Origin of the sequence: Nostoc sp., from assembly GCF_041747015.1 — a bacterium.
Classification (GTDB): domain Bacteria; phylum Cyanobacteriota; class Cyanobacteriia; order Cyanobacteriales; family Nostocaceae; genus Nostoc.
On record NZ_JBGTFY010000071.1, the window covers coordinates 1 to 20,237 of the forward strand.

11 protein-coding genes and 1 pseudogene are annotated in these 20,237 nt (G+C 45.0%); 5 read left to right on the forward strand and 7 right to left on the reverse strand.

Features of this window, described 5'->3' with window-relative positions; genetic code table 11:
• Positions 1 to 266 precede the first annotated feature (266 nt).
• The 6 genes and pseudogenes from ACEW80_RS05635 to rpsT all read right to left on the reverse strand — a co-directional run bounded on the left by ACEW80_RS05635 (position 267) and on the right by rpsT (position 13,012).
• Positions 267 to 815 carry a GIY-YIG nuclease family protein gene (locus tag ACEW80_RS05635; protein ID WP_373525651.1) on the reverse strand — a complete coding sequence of 183 codons (549 nt, stop codon included), beginning with the start codon at positions 813 to 815 and terminating at the stop codon, positions 267 to 269.
• Between the two features lie 72 nt (positions 816 to 887).
• On the reverse strand, positions 888 to 1,217 hold the full coding sequence (locus ACEW80_RS05640; RefSeq protein ID WP_373525652.1) for a hypothetical protein: 330 nt from the start codon (positions 1,215 to 1,217) through the stop codon (positions 888 to 890).
• A 376-nt stretch (positions 1,218 to 1,593) separates the two neighbouring features.
• A pseudogene (locus tag ACEW80_RS05645) lies at positions 1,594 to 7,611 on the reverse strand (DNA-directed RNA polymerase subunit beta'').
• A 123-nt stretch (positions 7,612 to 7,734) separates the two neighbouring features.
• Positions 7,735 to 11,034 (reverse strand): DNA-directed RNA polymerase subunit beta, encoded by a 3,300-nt coding sequence (rpoB, locus tag ACEW80_RS05650; RefSeq protein ID WP_373525653.1) that lies wholly within the window; start codon positions 11,032 to 11,034, stop codon positions 7,735 to 7,737.
• Positions 11,035 to 11,775: 741 nt separating this feature from the next.
• Entirely contained in the window at positions 11,776 to 12,573 is a 798-nt protein-coding gene (locus ACEW80_RS05655) for a TatD family hydrolase (protein ID WP_373525654.1), read from the reverse strand.
• A 142-nt stretch (positions 12,574 to 12,715) separates the two neighbouring features.
• Complete coding sequence (gene rpsT / locus ACEW80_RS05660; protein WP_373525655.1) at positions 12,716 to 13,012, reverse strand: 30S ribosomal protein S20; 297 nt, start codon at positions 13,010 to 13,012, stop codon at positions 12,716 to 12,718.
• 479 nt (positions 13,013 to 13,491) lie between these two features.
• Between rpsT and hisD the strand changes: the two genes are divergently transcribed.
• The 3 genes from hisD to ACEW80_RS05675 all read left to right on the forward strand — a co-directional run bounded on the left by hisD (position 13,492) and on the right by ACEW80_RS05675 (position 16,180).
• Complete coding sequence (gene hisD, locus ACEW80_RS05665) at positions 13,492 to 14,793, forward strand: histidinol dehydrogenase (RefSeq protein ID WP_373525656.1); 1,302 nt, start codon at positions 13,492 to 13,494, stop codon at positions 14,791 to 14,793.
• Positions 14,794 to 15,147: 354 nt separating this feature from the next.
• Positions 15,148 to 15,573, forward strand: a complete 426-nt coding sequence (locus ACEW80_RS05670) for a universal stress protein (protein WP_373525657.1) — start codon at positions 15,148 to 15,150, stop codon at positions 15,571 to 15,573.
• A 19-nt stretch (positions 15,574 to 15,592) separates the two neighbouring features.
• Positions 15,593 to 16,180 carry a Uma2 family endonuclease gene (locus ACEW80_RS05675; RefSeq protein ID WP_373525658.1) on the forward strand — a complete coding sequence of 196 codons (588 nt, stop codon included), beginning with the start codon at positions 15,593 to 15,595 and terminating at the stop codon, positions 16,178 to 16,180.
• A gap of 170 nt (positions 16,181 to 16,350) precedes the next feature.
• Here the strand turns inward: ACEW80_RS05675 and ACEW80_RS05680 are convergent, their stop codons facing one another.
• Positions 16,351 to 16,737, reverse strand: a complete 387-nt coding sequence (locus tag ACEW80_RS05680) for a hypothetical protein (RefSeq protein WP_373525661.1) — start codon at positions 16,735 to 16,737, stop codon at positions 16,351 to 16,353.
• 233 nt (positions 16,738 to 16,970) lie between these two features.
• On the opposite strand from ACEW80_RS05680, the gene hslO reads away from it, so the two are divergent.
• Together hslO and ACEW80_RS05690 are read left to right on the forward strand one after the other, a co-directional pair.
• The gene (gene hslO / locus ACEW80_RS05685; RefSeq protein ID WP_373525659.1) at positions 16,971 to 17,876 is read left to right on the forward strand and encodes an Hsp33 family molecular chaperone HslO; all 906 of its coding nucleotides are present in this window, start codon (positions 16,971 to 16,973) and stop codon (positions 17,874 to 17,876) included.
• Between the two features lie 154 nt (positions 17,877 to 18,030).
• Positions 18,031 to 20,115, forward strand: a complete 2,085-nt coding sequence (locus ACEW80_RS05690; RefSeq protein WP_373525660.1) for a chromosome segregation ATPase — start codon at positions 18,031 to 18,033, stop codon at positions 20,113 to 20,115.
• Positions 20,116 to 20,237: the final 122 nt, after the last annotated feature.

Below are 20,237 nucleotides of genomic sequence, written 5' to 3' on the forward strand. Positions count from 1 at the left end.
GTTTCCCAATTTGCCCGGCGCTCGCCGACGAAAGTGCAAGGTTTTTGAACCTCTGGATGCTATAGTCTTGCACTTGCTTGGTGAAAAAATGCTCAAAACCCTTACCTAGACTATGTTTCACTTTTGTTCAGCAAGCCCTAGATAGGTTTCACCAAACCCACCAGCACCCAATGTACCGATAAGTTGATAGAGCGATCGTTTAGCAGCTATATTGTCATAGGAGATTACAAACGATATTCATAAAACAGTTTTCCCCATAACTACCTTCATTTCAAATCTAGTAAACCTTCTTCTTTCAATTTAGGATTGAAGCGAATTTGCATTTGCAAACCACGCACTTCTAGCAATTGCGTTGAAATTTCTGCTTCTACTCTCCGGGCGACATTTTTAATAATTTTCATTTGTGCTAATTCGTCATTAGCTGGATTTTGATAATTTGCCTGTTCTTCAGGTGTCATTACCACTTTGACATCAATGGGATGAGTCCATTTTTCCTTGTTATCCCTATTTCCTGATGGCACACTGCCATTTTCAGCAATCCAAGCATTCTCAATATCTTCTAAAACTGTGCGACTAGGGCGCTCAATAGTTTGAATCTTAACCCAATAACATTGCTGTGGTTGACGTACTAAATGCTGCTTGAGGCTGAGATAAACATCACGGGAATACCCAACAAATTGCAGAACTTTTTTTTGGTCAAAGATAGCATATACGCCGATTTTACCCTGAAACTCTTCAGGTAGCTGACCGCGATCGTCAATGTAAGAAATGTATTCTAGGGTTGCTAAAGAAAAAATATTTGTTTCAGGAGTCATACATCAAATATAAAACTTGCTATTTGCCTTCGTAATTGAGAATTGATAATTAGGGAAAAATTATTTTTAAAATTACTCATTACCAAATTTTTGGTAAATTGCACAAAGGCGACTAGGTTTAAAAATCTTAGCAATAAACATGAAATTTGGTGGAACGTTAATGATGATATATTCATCAGATTCATGATACTTTTCAAATTCTGCTGGCATTCCTTTACTGGTGGTTAAGCTATAAGGAACTGGCTGGAAAAGTAATTCTGTAAATTTAACTTGTTCACACTGCGACTGTTGACAGACTTGGTTTAAAAAAGCAACGCTTGTCAATAAATTGAACAGAGTTTCTTGAGCTTGTGCTTCGAGAATGAAACTGCTATCAAAGTTCTGAACGATTTTAAGGGGCATTTTCTGTATAGCTAGTTTTTAACGACTAAGTGATGATAGAGGGTAGGCAACATTTTGCACATTGATCATCCAAAAGTACTGGTCAAGAAAGCCTATCTTTTTGAGCAGTTGAGCTTTGTAAAAAATTACTACTTTAAAATCAGCCTATTAGATTGTGGGACTTCTGTCAGCTACAAGAGGAAGCTAATATGATTAAGAATCGTGAACTTTGGCAGATTTTGTAGGAATATATGACTTCTCGTCAATGATGTGCTGAAAAACTCAGATATTGCACTTGTACCAACTTAGAATATGGAGCAAAATAAAAAGGCAAAAGAAGATTTTCTTTTGCCTTTTTAGCTTTTACCTTTTAGGAGGGACGCAAAATTTTGCGTTTCTACTCGTCATCGAAATCGTCTTCTTCGTCCTCTTCTTCTTCAAAATCGTCATCTTCTGGTACTTCGTCGGCAATTAATTCATCTTCGTCATCTAAAACTGACCTTTCTGCACGTCTACTGCCAAAGCCAGATTCGCCAAGGGTAGGAGAATCTAAATTATAGGTGCGAGCTGTGCGGTCATCTAAGACCATATCCAACGGGTCATCAACTTCATCTAAGACACTACTGCTAATCTCCGTAGTATAGTCTTCGATCGCTCCGGGTTCATCATAGGTATTGTACCCAGTCCCAGCCGGAATCAATCGCCCGATAATCACGTTTTCCTTTAATCCTCGCAGCCAGTCGGATTTACCTTCGATAGCGGCTTCGGTAAGTACCCGTGTTGTTTCTTGGAAGGATGCGGCGGAAATAAAGCTATCGGTGTTCAACGATGCTTTGGTGATACCCAATAATACTGGGGTGTACTGAGCCCTAGCCCCGCCTGTAATTGCCATAGCTTCGTTCACCTGCTCAACTTGGCGCAGTTCCACCAATTCGCCGGGAAGCATTGTGGTATCACCACCATCATCAATCCGCACTTTGTTGGTCATCTGGCGAACAATCACTTCGATGTGCTTATCGGAAATGTCAATCCCCTGAGATTGATACACCATTTGCACTTCATTCACCAAAAATGTCTGTACCTTCTGCAAAGCAATGCTAGCACAAGCATAGATTCCGTCTTCCGAACCCAGGCTAAAGAAGATTTCTAAAATTTCATGGGGATTGGATGGGCCATCGGTCAACGGTTGTCCGGCTAATACAGTTGATCCATCAGGTACAATCAAATTTTGTCCTGGGCCTAGAGGATAATCTGTGATTACGCCATTTGATTCTACGACCTTGATGGCGATCGCTTCATCACCACTATCGGCGTAAACTACCTTAATTTCCCCTGCCCGCCGACATAAAATGCAGGCTTCTTTCGGTTTACGAGCTTCGAGCAGTTCCTCAATCCGGGGCAAACCTTGAATAATATCTCCGGTTTTGGCGCGTTCAAACACCAACAACACCAAGTTATCACCCCGTTGTACTAAATCGCCATCTTCTATCTGCAACACAGCACCAGGGCTGACTCGGTAGGGGCGACCGATGCGGGTAGTAATAACGTAGTTTTTAGTACTCAGAGCTGATTCACCATCAGATGCAGCAGCAGCAGTTTTAACGTCTACTACTTGCCCTGATTCTGGGGCAAAAACTCCAGGAGCAACTTCTGTACCTTCTACTATCAAGTCACCCGCCTTTACCTTAGGCTGAGTACTAGTATTCATGGTCAGCATATCAACAAGATGACGCAATACCAAACAGCGACGCACGTTTTCGCTTCCTTTTTGGACGCCCCGGATTATCCCCCCTTCTTTACACAAGATTTGGGTACGTGCTACCACAGATCCGGGAGCGATGGTTAACCCATCTTGTACCTCAAGTGTCGTCTCGGTGCTACCTTGGGTGGCATCGGCGGTAATGTCTCGACGAATTACCAAAGATTCCAAAATTACCAGTTGCAAACGTTGAACTTCTGGGTCTTCGGTATCCTGTACCAATTCAATATCTGCTGCTAAAGGCGAAGCATTGTGGTCTTGTTCTCCTTCTTGCTCAATTTCCAGCACTAACTGGGTTCGCAGCAGTTCCACACCTTCAACGGATTTGACACGTTCTGAATCTTTGTAAGGCAGTCGCTGCACGGCCCGCAACTGAATTGAGCGCCCGGTTTGTTGACTTACTGATGTCGTTGATGGCACATCTGGATTATCTGGTACAGCAAACTCGACTACCGGACGACTCAACAGGGCAGGACCTTCTGGTGTCTCCACATACTGGATATAGCGCAATTCCGTGGCAACGCTGCCTTGAAACTCCTCGCCTGGTTGAACGAAGGTGTTATCTCGCCCGGTGACTGATTCTGGATCGTCCACCATTAGCAGTTCCCCTGGCTTAACCACAACTTCCCGCAGGATGTCGTTTTTCTGGGTCACTTCTACCACACCGCTATTTTGGCAGAAGATATCCTTCACCACTTCGGTACCAGCTTCGACAAACTGACCGTCTTCCACCAACAGTAAGGAGATATCTTTATTAACTTCGTGGCTTTCTTCGGGAATCCACAAAAGCGTACCACCTTGCACAACTTCATAACCCAGCTTGGCTTTACCTTTTTTCTGGACTTCGACACCCGCGAATTTTAGGAATCCGCCAGTGGTTGTACGATAGTGGTCATCAATTAACTCAGCTACTACTTGACCATTTTGCACTTTTGTGCCTGGTGTAGCTCTCAGGTTAAATACCTGGTTGTTGCCAGTGGAGACTAAGTAGTTATTGCGACCTTGGGAACTTTGGACTGTCACTGTTGCCTGGTCTAAAACCACAGAAGCGGTGATAATCTCAATTTCCCTGGTACTCTTACCTGGGGTAACTTCCGGTAAGCGCACTACACCACCGTGCAAACTGGCTAACTTGGTTTCTGCTAAAACTCCATTAGAGGCGATCGCATCACCATTTTTTACCAGCAATTCTGCACCCGGCGGCAAGTTGTAAACTTCCCCAGACAAAATCCAAATCAAGCCACCTCGTGCGGCTGTGATTGTGGTATTACCCTGACGGTCGGTTTTTTGTTCTGGGACTACTTCGGCAAATTGCACTTCCCCTGCCAAATCAGAGGCGACATCTTTAACTGCTTTTTCTGTATTAGTCCGAGTTGTGCGTCCACCGAGGGCAACCTCTGCCAACAACTGACCTTGTTTTACCTGATTTCCATCAAATACGTATAATGTTGAACCTTGAGTTAGATGAACCTCTTGGTTGTCTGGGGTAACATCACCTACTTTTGTTGGCTCTAAAAGCATGATGCCATTAGCCTCAACATACAGGGCATCTTCCCCGTGGCGAGTCCGATATGTTCTAGTCTTCAGTTTGCGGGGAAGCTTGACAGTGCCATCGATTTTAGAACGAACTTGTTGCGCCACTTCTCCAGTAAACACACCACCTGTGTGGAATGTCCGCATGGTTAGCTGGGTGCCAGGTTCGCCGATACTTTGGGCAGCAATAATCCCTACAGCTTCGCCCAAGTCTACCATTTTGGCGTGTGCCAAACTCCAGCCGTAGCAGTGTTGACAGACAGAACGTGCAGCCTCACAAGTTAGAGGACTCCGCACCACAACTTCTCCTACCCCAGATTTTTCAATTTTCTTCGCCAAGTCTTCAGGAATTGGGGAATTACGTGGTGCAATTATTTCTTTTGTCACCGGATGCACCACATCTTCGCCAATTACCCGTCCCATTAAGCGGGTTGCTAGAGGGATCAAGGTTTTGGCACCTTCTGTCATTGGTCGCACGGCCAGACCTCTGGTGGTGCCGCAGTCAAATTCCCGAATAATTACATCCTGGGATACGTCTACCAAACGGCGGGTAAGATAACCAGAGTCAGCCGTCCGCAAGGCAGTATCCACCAATCCTTTTCTGGCACCGTAAGACGAAATAATGTATTCCGTCACAGTTAACCCTTCACGGAAGTTGGTTTTGATGGGCAAATCGATAATTTCCCCTTGAGGATCTGCCATCAGTCCCCGCATCCCCACCAATTGCCGGACTTGAGAGATATTCCCCCGTGCCCCGGAGAACGCCATCATGTATACGGAGTTCAGGGGATTAGTCTTCTTAAAGTGAACGACTACTTCATCTTTCAATGCTTCACTGGTACTGTTCCAGGTATCAATTACCTTTTGGAAACGTTCTACTTCGGTGATTTCTCCCCGTTGGTAACGGATTTCGGTAGCGCGAATTTCTTCTTCGGCTGCCTCTAGGAGCGATCGCTTACTTGGTGGGATCATCAAGTCATCTACACTGATGGAAACCCCTGCTTTGGTAGCGTAGCGAAATCCTAAATCTTTCAGTTTGTCCGCCATCACTGCGGTTCGTGCAGTACCATAATTCGTAAAAGCCCAAGAAATTAAATTTCTTAGTTGGCCTTTGTCAACCACACGATTGCGAAAAATCATTTTTTCGTTAGTCATTAATCATTAGTCCTAAATTAATAATTAGGAGTTAGGAGTTAGGAGTTTGTAATTAATAACTCCTAACTCTTAACTTTTCACTCCTCACTTTTAGCTTGCAAGTGCTTCCTGAATGGCATTATTGTAAATAACGCGACCAGCAGTTGTGTATATATACTGTGAAATTACATTGCCCTTAGCGTCTTGTCTGACTCGGCGGAACTTATAGAGTAATGTCCGGCTACCATCGTCGTTTTCCGTCACTTTCAGGGGTTCTGCATCCGGTTGATCTGATTCTATTTCACCGTCAAACCGCACGTAAATATAGGCGTGCAAGTCAACTTGGTCTTGCTGGTAAGCCATAATTACGTCATCCAGCGAATAAAAGTACTTTCCTGCACCTTTTGTCGCACCGGGATTTTCTGCTGTTAAGTAATAAGCTCCTAACACCATATCTTGGCTGGGCGTAATGATCGGTTTACCCGTGGCTGGTGACAAAATATTGTTAGAAGCCAACATCAGCAACCGCGCTTCCGCCTGACTTTCTAACGACAGAGGGACGTGTACCGCCATTTGGTCGCCATCAAAGTCGGCGTTAAACGCTGGACACACCAGAGGATGCAGTTGAATCGCTCTACCTTCTACTAAAATCGGTTCAAAAGACTGAATACCCAGGCGGTGCAACGTTGGCGCTCGATTTAGCATCACAGGGTGTCCTTCAATCACCTCTTCCAGCACATCCCACACACTAGGATCATTTCTCGATATCAGCTTTTTCGCAGCTTTGATGTTATTCACCATGCCGCCACGAATCAGGCGGTTAATTACAAATGGTTGAAATAGCTCAATTGCCATTTCTCTAGGTAAACCGCACTGGTGAATTTTTAGCTTTGGCCCGACCACAATTACCGAACGTCCAGAGTAGTCAACTCGTTTACCTAACAAGTTTTGTCGGAAACGGCCTTGCTTACCCTCGATAATGTCGGACAAAGATTTCAGGGGTCGGTTATTTGCCCCTACCACAGTGCGTCCCCGCCGACCATTGTCAATCAAAGCATCCACTGCTTCTTGCAGCATCCGCTTTTCATTCCGCACAATAATCTCTGGTGCCAAAATTTCTTGCAAGCGTGCCAAACGATTATTGCGGTTAATTACCCGCCGATACAAATCATTTAAATCGCTGGTGGCAAACCGTCCGCCATCTAGTTGCACCATTGGGCGCAAGTCAGGGGGAATTACGGGAATAACTGCCATTACCATCCACTCTGGTTTGGAACCAGTAGCGATGAAGTTGTCAATCACCCGCAGCCGCTTAATTAGCTTGGCTCTCTTTTGTCCTTTAGCGTTACCAATCTCTTCGCGTAGGCTTTCAGCTTCTTGTTCTAAATTGATATCGGCAAGCAAGCGCAACAGTGCTTCAGCACCAATACCTACCTCTACGCCTTGCAGCACAGAATCTTCGCTATAAATTTGGTCTTCTATTTCCAACCACTGGTCTTCACTCAGTAGCTGCTTGTAAGTTAAAGTTTCGGCATTACCAGCACTCAGGACAACATAAGAGTTGAAATAGACAATCTGCTCAACATCCCGCAAGGGCATATCCAACAGAATGGAAATATAGCTAGGAATGCCTTTGAGATACCAGACGTGAGCTACTGATGCGGCGAGTTTTATATAGCCCATTCGGTGGCGACGCACCCGTGACTCGGTGACTTCTACCCCACAACGCTCACACACAATCCCTCTGTGACGAACTCTTTTATACTTGCCACAATGGCATTCCCAATCTTTCGCGGGGCCAAAGATGCGCTCACAAAATAAGCCATCCATCTCTGGCTTGAGAGTTCGGTAGTTAATCGTCTCTGGCTTGGTAACTTCACCGACTACTTGACCATTGGGCAATGTTCTCTCGCCCCATTGCCGAATGCGTTCAGGGGAAGCCAAGCCGATTTTTACGTAGTCAAACTGATTAGTTTGGGCAGGTCTCATCTTTAAAGTGCTGAGTTCCAGGTTATGAGTTTCGAGTATATTTAGTTTTAAGGTTTGAATTAAGAGAGATCCGAGTGCTAAAGCTAATTACTGAGTTTTTTAATACTCAGCACTCAGCACTCTTTACTCGTCATCGTCCAGCGATTCGCGGGAAAGAGATTCATAGGTGGGTCGAGGAGGTGTGCGACGGGCTGATTGGTCTGCCATCAAATCGACTTCCACATCTAGGGAACTGCCGTCTGCTTGGGTTTCTACCTTGTGTACGGCAATGTCTAACCCTAATGATTGCAACTCGCGCATCAGTACCTTAAAGGACTCTGGAGTTCCAGGTCTGGGAATTGCCTTACCTTTAACGATCGCATTTAACGCTTCATTCCGTCCTTGCATATCGTCAGATTTAACTGTGAGCAATTCCTGTAAGGTGTAAGCTGCACCAAAGGCTTCCAATGCCCACACTTCCATTTCTCCAAACCTCTGACCACCTTGTTGGGCTTTACCACCCAAGGGTTGCTGAGTCACCAGTGAGTATGGTCCTGTAGAACGGGCGTGGATCTTATCATCCACCAAATGCACCAGTTTCAGCATATAAGCCACACCAATAGTAATTGCTCGGTCAAAGGGTTCACCTGTACGACCGTCATACACCATGATTTTGCCGGGATTGTCTGGGTTATAAACCCAGTCTTTGCCTGTTTCGTCTCGTGCTTCTTGCAATTTGCCATGCACGATTCGGCGGGATGTCTCTTCACCGTACATTTCGTCAAAAGGAGTAATCTTAAATCGTACTCCCAAGGTTTGACCAGCCCAACCTAATAAGCACTCAAATACTTGTCCGACGTTCATCCGACTGGGTACACCCAAGGGGTTAAGTACAATGTCCACTGGTGAACCATCGGGCAAATAAGGCATATCTTCCGCTGGCAATATCCGAGAAATAATCCCTTTATTACCGTGGCGTCCTGCCATTTTGTCGCCAACTTGGATTTTGCGTTTTTGGGCAACATACACCCGGACTACCATATTGGCTCCTGGAGGCAGTTCATCGCCTTGTTCACGAGTAAACAAGCGCACGTCAACTACACGGCCTTTTTCACCATTGGGTACTCGCAGGGAATTGTCGCGCACATCCCGCGCTTTCTCACCGAAAATCGCCCGCAACAGTTTTTCTTCTGGCGGTTGGTCAGATTCACCTTTTGGTGTGACTTTTCCTACCAAAATATCTCCAGCTTCTACCCATGCCCCAATGCGAATGATTCCCTGTTCATCCAACTGACGCAACGCATCTTCGCCGACGTTGGGAATTTCTCTGGTGATTTCTTCTGGCCCCAGTTTCGTCTGTCTAGCTTCAATTTCATATTTTTCAATGTGAATTGAGGTGTAGACAACATCCTGCACCAGTCTTTCAGAGATTAAAATCGCGTCTTCGTAGTTGTAGCCTTCCCAAGGCATGTAGGCAACTACGATATTTTGTCCTAGTGCCAATTCACCGCCTTCGGTGGAGGAGCCATCAGCCAGCACCTGACCAGCAACAACCCGCTCACCAATGCGGACGAGAGGTTTCTGATTTAAACAGGTGTCTTGGTTGGAACGTTGATACTTGGAAAGGGTGTATTTAATTTCTGAGGTGCTAGGTTTCGGGCGGACACGAATTTCTGTAGCATCTACATAAGTGACATCGCCATCGGTGCGCGATACAATTACCATCCCGGAGTCTCTTGCTCCTTGCGCTTCCAAACCTGTACCCACCAGAGGACGTTCTGGCTTGAGCAGCGGTACGGCTTGCCGTTGCATATTCGAACCCATCAGCGCTCGGTTAGCGTCATCATGCTCCAAGAAGGGAATCATGCTTGTGGCTACCGACACAATCTGTACTGGAGATACTGCTACGTAGTCTACTTGCTCCGGTGTTGTGGTGGAAAATTCTTGGCGATAGCGCACTGGCACTAGCGGCCCGATAATGTGTCCGGTTTCATCTACAGGAATATCTCCCGGAGCAACCCGTAGGTCGTCTTCTTCATCGGCTGTCATGTAGGCGGGAGGTATATCAAACCTAACCTGCCCATTTTCCACAGGTCTAAATGGTGTTTCTAAGAAGCCGTACAGGTTGACTCGTGCATGGGTTGCTAAGGAGCCAATCAATCCGGCGTTGGGGCCTTCTGGTGTTTCAATGGGGCAGATACGTCCGTAGTGACTAGGATGAATATCCCGGACAGCAAACCCAGCCCGTTCGCGGGTTAAACCACCAGGGCCAAGGGCACTCAGACGGCGTTTGTGGGTCAGTTCTGCTAGGGGATTGGTTTGATCCATGAACTGACTTAATTGGCTGGAACCAAAAAATTCTTTAATTGCTGCTACTAATGGTTTAGGGTTCACCAAGGATGCTGGAGTCAGTACTTCGGCATCAGATACGGTCATCCGTTCCCGAATAATCCTTTCTAAACGGTTTAAGCCTACCCGTACTTGGTTTTGCAACAATTCACCGACGCTTCTTACCCGCCGATTACCTAAATGGTCAATGTCGTCAATATTACCAATATCAAATTCTAGATTGATTAGGTAATCCACGGCTGCCAAAATATCGCCAGAAGTTAACACGCGCATTGTGTCGGGGACAGAAAGGCGTAATTTCTTGTTGAGTTTGTAGCGTCCGACGCGACCCAGGTCATAACGTTTCGGGTCAAAGAAACGAGAATCTAGGAGTTGTTGTCCACCTAAGACTGTGGGTGGTTCACCAGGACGCAGTTTGCGATATAACTCCATCAAGGCTTCTTCTTCAGAAAATTGCCCTTCTTTTTCGATGGTTTTTTGGAAATATTCGGGGTGGCGTAAAGCGTCAAATATTTCGTTGTCTGATAAGCCTAAAGCTTTTAGGAGTACCTGCGCTGATAGTTTGCGGGTTTTGTCGATGCGTACCCACACCAAATCGTTACGGTCTGTTTCAAATTTCAGCCATGCTCCCCGGTTGGGAATTAAGCTAGCTGAATAAGTACGTCGCCCGTTTTTGTCTATTTCTGATTTGTAGTAGACTCCGGGACTCCGCACTATTTGGTTGACAATTACCCGCTCGGCTCCGTTAATAATAAACGTGCCGCGATCGGTCATCAAAGGCAAATCCCCAATAAATACCTCTTGTTCTTTGATTTCCCCGGTTTCTTTATTAATTAAGCGTGTGGGAACATACATTTGGACGGCATAAGTACTATCCCGCCGTTTGGCTTCTTCGACGTTGTACTTTGGCTCCTTGAGTTTGTAGTTATGACCCAAAAAGTGCAGTTCTAGTTTGCCCGTATAATCTGTGATCGGACTAAAGGAGTTAAGCTCTTCTATCAACCCTTCTTCCAAAAACCAGCGAAAGCTTGACCTCTGGATTTCAATCAAGTCGGGCAATAGAAAGGCCGGTTCCATATATGTTTCTTTATTCATGCCTCTACCTTTGTCAACCTGGTTAAAATTTTCCTTGGACACTGCTGTTTGACGTTTCCCATTGCTAGCCAGTGTCCTTAGCTGTTTGGGAATTTCTTCTTACACATCTGCTATTTACAGATGTGGGCAAACACAGCAATTAAAGCTGGCTGGAATCAGCAATTTTGATAAGGGAATTATTGCCCTAATCGGTGACTCAGAAACCAAAAACAAACTATGGTCTTGTTTCAAGAAGAATATACAATTGAGATATCCCTGACTTTTATCTACTTTTCTCACTTCCCCTCCAAAAAGCGCGTTAATTTACTGACGCAACTCTATCCGGTGTGTCTTAAATTCACCTTGCTATTTATACTCTCAGTGATATCCTAGATATCCTCAGATTGAAGGAATAATCCGCACCTTTTTGGATTTGAATCCGAATGACTTCATTTTGCTGGATTGTACTCACAAGGCAATTTCGTTTAAGGATTTTGTATAGGTTAAATAGACATCAAGCCGATGTTGTGCAATAAGTCTAGCTCAACCTGAGTTGGCACGGTTAGTAATATGTCGAGAGCATCCGCTTGTAGAGATTTGGGGGATGGGGAAGCCGATAACAGGACGGAAGATTTAGATTACAAGTTTTAGTTTCCTTCCTTTACCATTATGACGCGATCAAAATCTTTTTGAGGGAATAATATTAGCATATTTTTGTCCCTCTAGAGTTTTATTTTTTTTAACACAACTTAACAAAAGACACTACGGTACACTTGATATTGACAAACCGAATAGTTTACAGGCATTTCTGGTTGTTTGATGGGCGATCGCCTCTACCGTTTCCTGACGCAGTTTAGCTACTTGCTCGGCTACATAAAGCACGTAAGCAGGCTCGTTGCGCTTTTCGCCCCGTTTAGGAACTGGAGCAAGGAATGGACAGTCTGTTTCAATTAGGAGGCGATCGCTACTCACCATTGCAGCTGAGGATTGGATTGCTTTGGCGTTTTTGAACGTTACCGTTCCGCTAAAGCTAATGTAGAAGCCTAAATCGAGAAACCATTGAGTTTCTTCTGGCGTTCCTCCCCAACAATGCATCACACCCCGCACTCTTTCTCCTTTGAGTTCCCGCCATTTTTGCAAGACTTCTCTGGTTGCCACAGCAGCATCGCGGCAGTGAATAATCACTGGTAAGTTGAGTTCACAAGCGATCGCTAACTGCGACTCAAATACCATCTGCTGTTGCTCACTGTTATCAGCTTTGTAAAAATCCAGCCCCATTTCCCCAATTGCTACCACATTCGAGTCAGAACTCGCCAAGGTTTTGATTTTCTCGGCTGTCTCGCTATTCCATTTATCAGCATCTAAAGGATGTAATCCAACGGCAAAGCTGATTTCGGGAAACTCTTGCGCTAGGGATTGAATACTGGAAAACTCCTCTGGATGAACACAGGAATGTACTAAACGCACTACACCTGCTTCTTGCCAACGCGATCGCACTGCTGCTAAATCTGGCTGGAAACTATCAAAGTTGAGATGAACGTGCGTGTCTATCAATTGCATCTTTTGTCCTACCCTACGGGAAGCCCTTTGGGTTCAGCAGTCGCTCATGGGGGAAACCCCCAAGACTGCGCTGCTTCACCGCTGGCGCGTCTATGTTGTTTGTCCTTGATCATTATGATGACTAAGGATAAATGACCAATGACTACTCAGCCGTTTGTGTGAGGGGCTTTAATCTGTGAGCCAATCTTGATTTTTTCCTTGCCCCATTGTTGGGATGAAGAACACCCCGTTTTATTGCTTTATCGATTTTGGCGTAAGTCTCAGATAACCGAGCCTCTGCTTCCTGTTTTAATTCTGCGGTAGGATTAGCTGCATACACAGTTACAGCATTGACGTATTTCTTCATCAGCGTCTTGACTGCTGATTTGTAAGATTTATTACGCAGTCGGTTACGTTCTGCGATTCCGGCACGTTTGAGAGCAGACTTTGTATTCGCCACAATCAATCCCAAAAAGACTATTAATATGTACACACAGTACTAGACTTACTAATATAGCATCCAAATTGCCAATATTATAATTTCCTAAAAAATCTATCATTGGGAACTATGGATTGAGTACTGGAAAAGAACTATCTCCAGTCTCTATCTAATCCCTAATTCACTATGTCGTCAATTTAGGAAATGCGTTAAAATAAAATGCATCAGCAAAATCGTTATCCTAACTTACCACCACCACCTGATTATGTATGTAATCTATCCCCAAGTATAGATGTATTATCAGAGGTAAGGAATTGTAAGCCGCTAAAGTTCAGGGATTTTAAAGTATAAAACCGATATGTGGTGGCAGTCTTGAGAGTATCAAAAAAATACAGGTTAAGCTAGAGAAGAGAATTAGAGTGAGTTCCATACCCCAGTGGGTAAAGAGCAATACTAAATCTCAGGTAGGAATATTATAATTTTGGCATTGTCCTTACTCCATGCTGCGAATAATTACTCAGCAGGCAGACGTCAGAGCAGAACTACAACGGATCTGCGATCGCACCCACGACGAACAGGTGCTTCATAAAGAAGCAACGGTGCGGGAAGTTTTGCAAGCAGTGAAGCGCCAAGGCGATAAAGCTGTATTGCATTACACAGCCGAATTTGACCAACAAACCCTGAAAGCGGAAGAACTCCGCGTTACAGGCTCAGAACTGGATGCAGCCTATCAACAAGTGTCAAAAGAGTTGTTGGAGGCAATTCGGCTAGCTTGCCGCCAAATTGAAGCGTTTCATCGTCAGCGAGTCCCAAAAAGCTGGGTACACTTTGGCGACGATGAAATAGTTCTGGGCAAACGCTACACCCCCGTAGACCGAGCGGGGTTGTATGTACCTGGTGGTCGTGCTTCTTATCCCAGTACAGTATTAATGAATGCAATTCCGGCTCGTGTTGCTGCTGTACCCCATGTAGTGATGGTAACACCACCAGGCGTAGGGGGTACAGTTAACCCAGCAGTCTTGGTAGCTGCCCAAGAAGCAGGAGTGCAAGAAATTTATCGCATTGGGGGGGCACAAGCGATCGCCGCTTTAGCCTATGGTACAGAAACGATTCCGAAAGTAGATGTGATTACTGGTCCTGGTAACATTTATGTTACATTAGCGAAAAAACTTGTTTACGGCATCGTGGGCATTGATTCTTTGGCAGGCCCCAGCGAAGTGCTGGTAATTGCCGATGAAACCGCAAATCCGGTGCACGTAGCTGCTGACTTGTTGGCTCAAGCCGAACACGATCCGATGGCGGCAGCAATTTTGCTAACGACGGATGCTGCTTTGGCGAAGAACGTGCAACTAGCTTTGGAAAGACAGCTAGTCGATCACCCAAGGCGAATAGACACAGAAAAGGCGATCGCTCACTACGGCTTGATTGTCGTCGTAGAATCGCTCCAAGCAGCAGCAGAACTATCAAATGAATTTGCCCCTGAACACCTGGAATTAGAAGTCAAAGACCCTTGGGCACTCTTACCACAGATTCGCCACGCTGGGGCAATCTTTTTGGGTTACTCAACACCAGAAGCCGTAGGAGACTATTTGGCAGGCCCTAATCATACCTTGCCAACTTCTGGTGCTGCCCGCTATGCTTCGGCATTGGGGGTTGAAACTTTCTTAAAACACTCCAGTATTATTCAATACTCCCAAACCGCACTGCAAAATGTGGCTGGTGCAATTGATGTGCTAGCAACAGCAGAGGGTTTACCTTCTCATGCTGATTCAGTACGACGCCGAATTCAGCAAGAAGAGTGATTTGGAATGTTTAATTTTTTCTTTTACTGTTGGTAAAACTAAAAGTTTAGATAGCGATACCTACGGTAAACTACGCTAACGCACGCCATTTGCTATCCTACCTTCAGCCGCCCTTTAAGCGTCCGGTAGTTTATTGGAGAGGGTTTTCCTCTCCAGTAAACTCGTGAAAAGCTTCTCCACAATAGTTGCTACAACCCACTAGCGTAAAAGTAGCGTGAAACTTACCTATGGCACAGCCTCAAATATATAAACTAAATTGGCTAAATTGGCAAAGAAAAAATTGGTTTAGTGTCGCTGCCGGCGGATTTTGCTAGATACTTATGTAAGGGGTCTACTCTTTAGGAGACGAGAGCGGTGCTAAATAGTGTTTTGGTAGCTCTGGACGGTTCGGAAATTTCAGAACGAGTAATTCAGACTTTAGATAATTTGGCGTTTTCAAAAGACGCCAAGGTTATTCTTTGCCATGTTTTTCCTACACCAGAGTCAGAGATGGAACTACCCGCTGATCGCCCTCAGCCAGAGTCCCCAACATTTTCTTATCTTCATATTGAAAAACAACTGCAATCCTATCAGGAAAAGTTATCAGTCACAAGTGAGTTAGAACTAGTAACTGGTGATCCTGCTGAAGAAATTATTCGCCTTGCCAATATTTACAAAACTGACTTGATCATAATTGGCAGTCGGGGATTGATGGGGATGAAGCGAATTGTTCAGGGTTCTGTTAGCAGTCAAGTTGCAGAAGAGGCTAATTGTTCAGTATTAGTTGTAAAACCAAGGTAAAAATTTGCAAGGGGAAGCAATGACTATAACCACCCCAAAACTAACCTTTGAAGAATACCTGAAATATGATGATGGCACTGATACGCGCTATGAATTGGTCAATGGAGAACTAATTTCCATGAGTCTGGGAAGTGGGCAACATGGCGCGATAACAGAATTTCTCAATGTTTGTTTCCGAGGAGAAATTCTCCGACTAAAGTGGGATTGCACTTCTAAACAAATGGTTATTGGTGTTCGTTCTCCCCGTGCTGGCAGATGGGATACATCAAGGATTCCAGATGTAGTCGTGATTCCGTTACCTCAATGGCGAGAGTTGAGAAACCGAGAGGCAGTTATTGAACTCAACGAACCACCCCCCTTATTAGTGGTGGAAGTCGTCAGTGAGTCAACAAAGATTGTAGATTACCGAGCCAAGCGAGTTGAGTATAACGTTTTAAATATTCCAGAGTATTGGATTGTCGATCCATTAACGAACAAAGTGACTGTTTTTACATTGATTGAAGAATTATACGAACTAGTAGAGTTTTTTGGTAATGATCGTATTCAATCTCAAACTTTTCCGCATTTAGAATTAACAGTTCAACAAGTATTAACAGCCGACAATTAAAAATAATTTAAGCATTTTAACCTATGCGAGTCTGTGTTAACTGCGTCTCTGTGGTTAGATAAATTACTTTTAAACCACAGAGGCACAGAAAGAAAAAAGAGATTTTTCGAGTCACCTTGAAAGAATTAGTCCTAGAGACAAGGAAAATCCCCCTTTTACGTTCAATCGATTTAACGTTCTTGAGTTGCGAAAAACTGACGCAAGCTTAACAAACTCAACGTTTGACCCAAATTCAAGGGCAAAATTGAAACTCCTTCCAAGCGGGACTGTACCCAACCTTCTCCCCAGTACCATTCATGGAACCCATCAATGCCTCCGCTGAGTACCAAGCGGAGACAGTTAGATTTGGCAACATCCACCTGATGATGAATCGCAACTGGCCCAGTCCAGGTTGTAAACTGGAATCCGGGAAGTAGTTCTTCTGGCATTCCTGGCGCAAAACGTTGCCCTAAGAGCCATTTTTCTAATTGCACCGGATGCAGCAGACTGTCACGAATTGCATCTGTTGATGCTTCGATTTCGATCCGTAGTTGACTTTGTTGAAAATTACCCAGCATTTTTCTAGGATTACCTAAAGATGAGACATCGCTATTTCTAATATTGCAAATAGTCTTTGTCATTAGTCATTAGTCCTACCCTGCGGGAAGCCGCTGGCGCGTCTATGTCCTTTGCAAATAACCAATGACCAATAACAGACGTTTATTTGCGTAGCACCCTACTAAGTTACTTTTCTACCAGCAGAGAACTTAGAATAGAAAAAGTGAACTTGTTAAGAAATGTAAGGTTATTCATGGCGGATCAGTTAATTCGTGCAACAGCAGCCGAAGGTGGAATTCGTGCCATAGGTGTGATCACCACACGTTTAACAGAAGAAGCGCGAGGACGCCACAAGCTTTCTTATGTGGCAACAGCAGCACTGGGTCGGACTATGGCGGCGGGCTTGTTAATGGCTTCTAGTATGAAGCGAACTGGATCAAGGGTCAATGTCCGGGTTAAGGGCGATGGGCCTTTAGGTGGCGTATTGGTAGATGCCGGCTTAGATGGTACGGTACGTGGGTATGTGGGGAATCCATCGGTAGAGTTGGCTCCCAATGCCAGAGGTAAGTTAGACGTTGGTGGTGCGGTGGGTGATGGCTACCTCTATGTTGTGCGGGATATCGGTTATGGTTATCCTTACTCCAGTACAGTAGAACTAGTTTCTGGCGAAATTGGCGATGATATAGCTCATTATCTGGTGAATTCCGAACAAACACCTTCAGCTTTAGTTTTAGGTGTGTTCGTGGGAGCAGGGGGAGTAACTGCGGCTGGAGGATTACTAGTACAAGTATTGCCCAAAGCTGCCAGAGACGAAGCCCTAGTAGAAACGTTAGAATCGCGGGTTGCTGGTCTAGCAGGATTTACGCCATTGTTGCAAGCTGGGAAAACTTTACCTGAAATTCTTGGCGACTTGTTGGGAGATATGGGGCTGGTAATCTTTCCCGAACGGCAAATGCTGCGCTTCCACTGTGGTTGTTCTTTCGATCGCGTTTTGGGGGCACTGAAGATTTTGGGAGAAGCCGAACTGCAAGATATGATTATTAAAGATGATGGTGCTGAAGCAACTTGCGAGTTTTGCGGCAACGTCTACCAGGCAAGTAGCGATCAGTTAGCTCAACTAATTGCCGATTTGCAAGCTGAATCTACCTTTTCAGGATAAAGTATAAAACAGCACTATTTTTTTAGATCGCTAATGGTATCTGTGGAGAGAGAGCCTGAAAAAAAGTAGCTTTTTAATGATCAGAAAGTTACTATGACATCAATGGAATTATCGACCTAAAACAGAGCGCTATTCAATTATTTTGGTGTGAGAGATGACAGAGCGGGATATTCCAGACAGTTGGTCTTCAGCCAGTGGAAGAGAGCCAGATCAAAACAAAAGATTATCCCGAACAGAACAATTCGGTGAAACTCAACCATTTGATGTCCCTGCTACTGGTTCTACCTCCAAGTCAGTGAAGCGGCGAAAAAAAAACCATAGGGAAGGATTACCTATAAATAGTCATTCAGAAGAAACTGCCCAACTCAGTAGTAATTCTGGGAAATTGCCACGCTGGATGAAAAGCTGGGTATTGTGGCTAGCACTGCTAACTTTGATTCCCGGCAGTGTCGCATTCTTGGCAATGGCAATGCTGCTAAAGTTGCCAACTGCCCCGAATTGCCCCTCGATTTTTTGGCCCCTAGCTAGTGCTTCTGTGCGGCTACACTGCGCTCAGTTGGCGGCTTCTAAGCAGACAGTGAACGACCTATTGCAAGCGATCGCTCTGGTGAAGCAACTACCACAAAATCACCCGTTGCATGGAGAAATTGATCGTTTCATTGAAGAATGGTCGCGGGATATTTTGAAGCTAGCCGATCAAAGTTTCCAAACTGGGAATTTAGAGGAAGCGATCGCTACTGCTCAGAAAATACCCGAAGATGTGGCAGCTTATAAGTTAGTCGATGAGCAAATTGGCAAATGGCAGTCAATTTGGTCAAAGGCAGAAGCAACATACAACGGTGCGATCGCCGAAGTAAAGGAACGGCGGTGGCAATCGGCATTCATGTTGTCCGCCAAAATGCTGCGCGTAGACAATCAATACTGGGCGAGTACTAAATACGACCAATTAAATCGTCTAATTGCCACAGCACGGGAAGATGGCGATAAGTTAGGAAAAGCTGAAAGTTTAGCAAAAAGCCAAGTTGTTGATAATTTATTAGAAGCGATCAAGTTAGCCGAGTCCATTGGTCAGGAAAGTTACCTTTACCAAAAAGCTCAGGAAGCAATTCCCACATTTGGACGCCAAATGCTGCGATTGGCACAGGCAAAACTAGACAAGCGGGATGCCGATGAAGCACTGAATATTGCTAGACAAATTCCCGAAAGTACGAAACTACAGGGCGAAACAGATGACTTTATCGCCATAGCTGACGCGAAAAGAAGTGCTTGGATCGGTAACGTTTCTGGTTTAGAGGCAGCGATCGCTCAAGCACAACAAATTGATCCTTCCAGACCAGTGTATAACGAAGCACAGCAACTAATTGCTCGTTGGCAACTGGAAATTGAAGATGTTGCCCATCTGGAAAAAGCGAGAATATTGGCTAGCCAGGGAACAGTCAATAATTTAACAGCAGCGATCGCTCAAGTACAGCTGATTCCTGTGAATAATCCCAGGGGCACAGAAGCTAGACAAGAAATAGGTCGCTGGCGTGCCCAAGTAGAGACAATTGAAGACCAACCTTACTTAGAACGCGCCGAACAGATAGCCATATTCGACGATATCAATTCCTTGCAAGCAGCGATCGCTCAAGCTAGCGAAATTCGTAGAGGTCGGGCATTATATCCAGAAGCACGGAAAAAAATTCGTACTTGGGTAGGAAAAATTCAGCGAATTCAAGACCAGCCTTACTTAGATCAAGCGCAAGAACTGGCTCAGAGTGGAAATCTCACCGCCGCCATTAGCGCCGCTCAACAAATTGCTTCGTCGGGAAGGGCACTTGCTGGAGAAGCACAAGCTGCGATAAATGACTGGGAAGGGCAAATCCGCACTAGAGAAAACTGGAGAAAAGCTCAAGAAGTAGGCGCGACTGGCACACCAGAAGCTTTGGTTGAAGCAATACGACTGGCAAATCGAGTTTCAAACAATAGCATCTTACGTATGGATGCAAATCTGGCTATTGACCAATGGAGTCAGCAATTGTTAGAAATAGCACGCTCTCAAGGTCAGTCTGATATTGCTAGAGGCATCGGCATTGCAAAATCGGTTCCACGCGGTAGTGCTGCTTACAGTGCAGCGCAAGAGCAAATTAGGATTTGGCAGGAATTTCTCAATCCTCAACCGGAACCTCAGCCTCAACCGGAACTTCAGCCTCAGCCTGAATCTTTACCATTTCCTCAATCAACTACTGATGGGCAATAAAATTAACGATTCAGTTAAAATTTTAGGACTTACGCACTGTACAAAAGAATCATGTTGTGTATCAACGCAAATACCCCGTCTCAGGTTTTTATTAATCATTTGTTGATAGGAAATAGACCCGT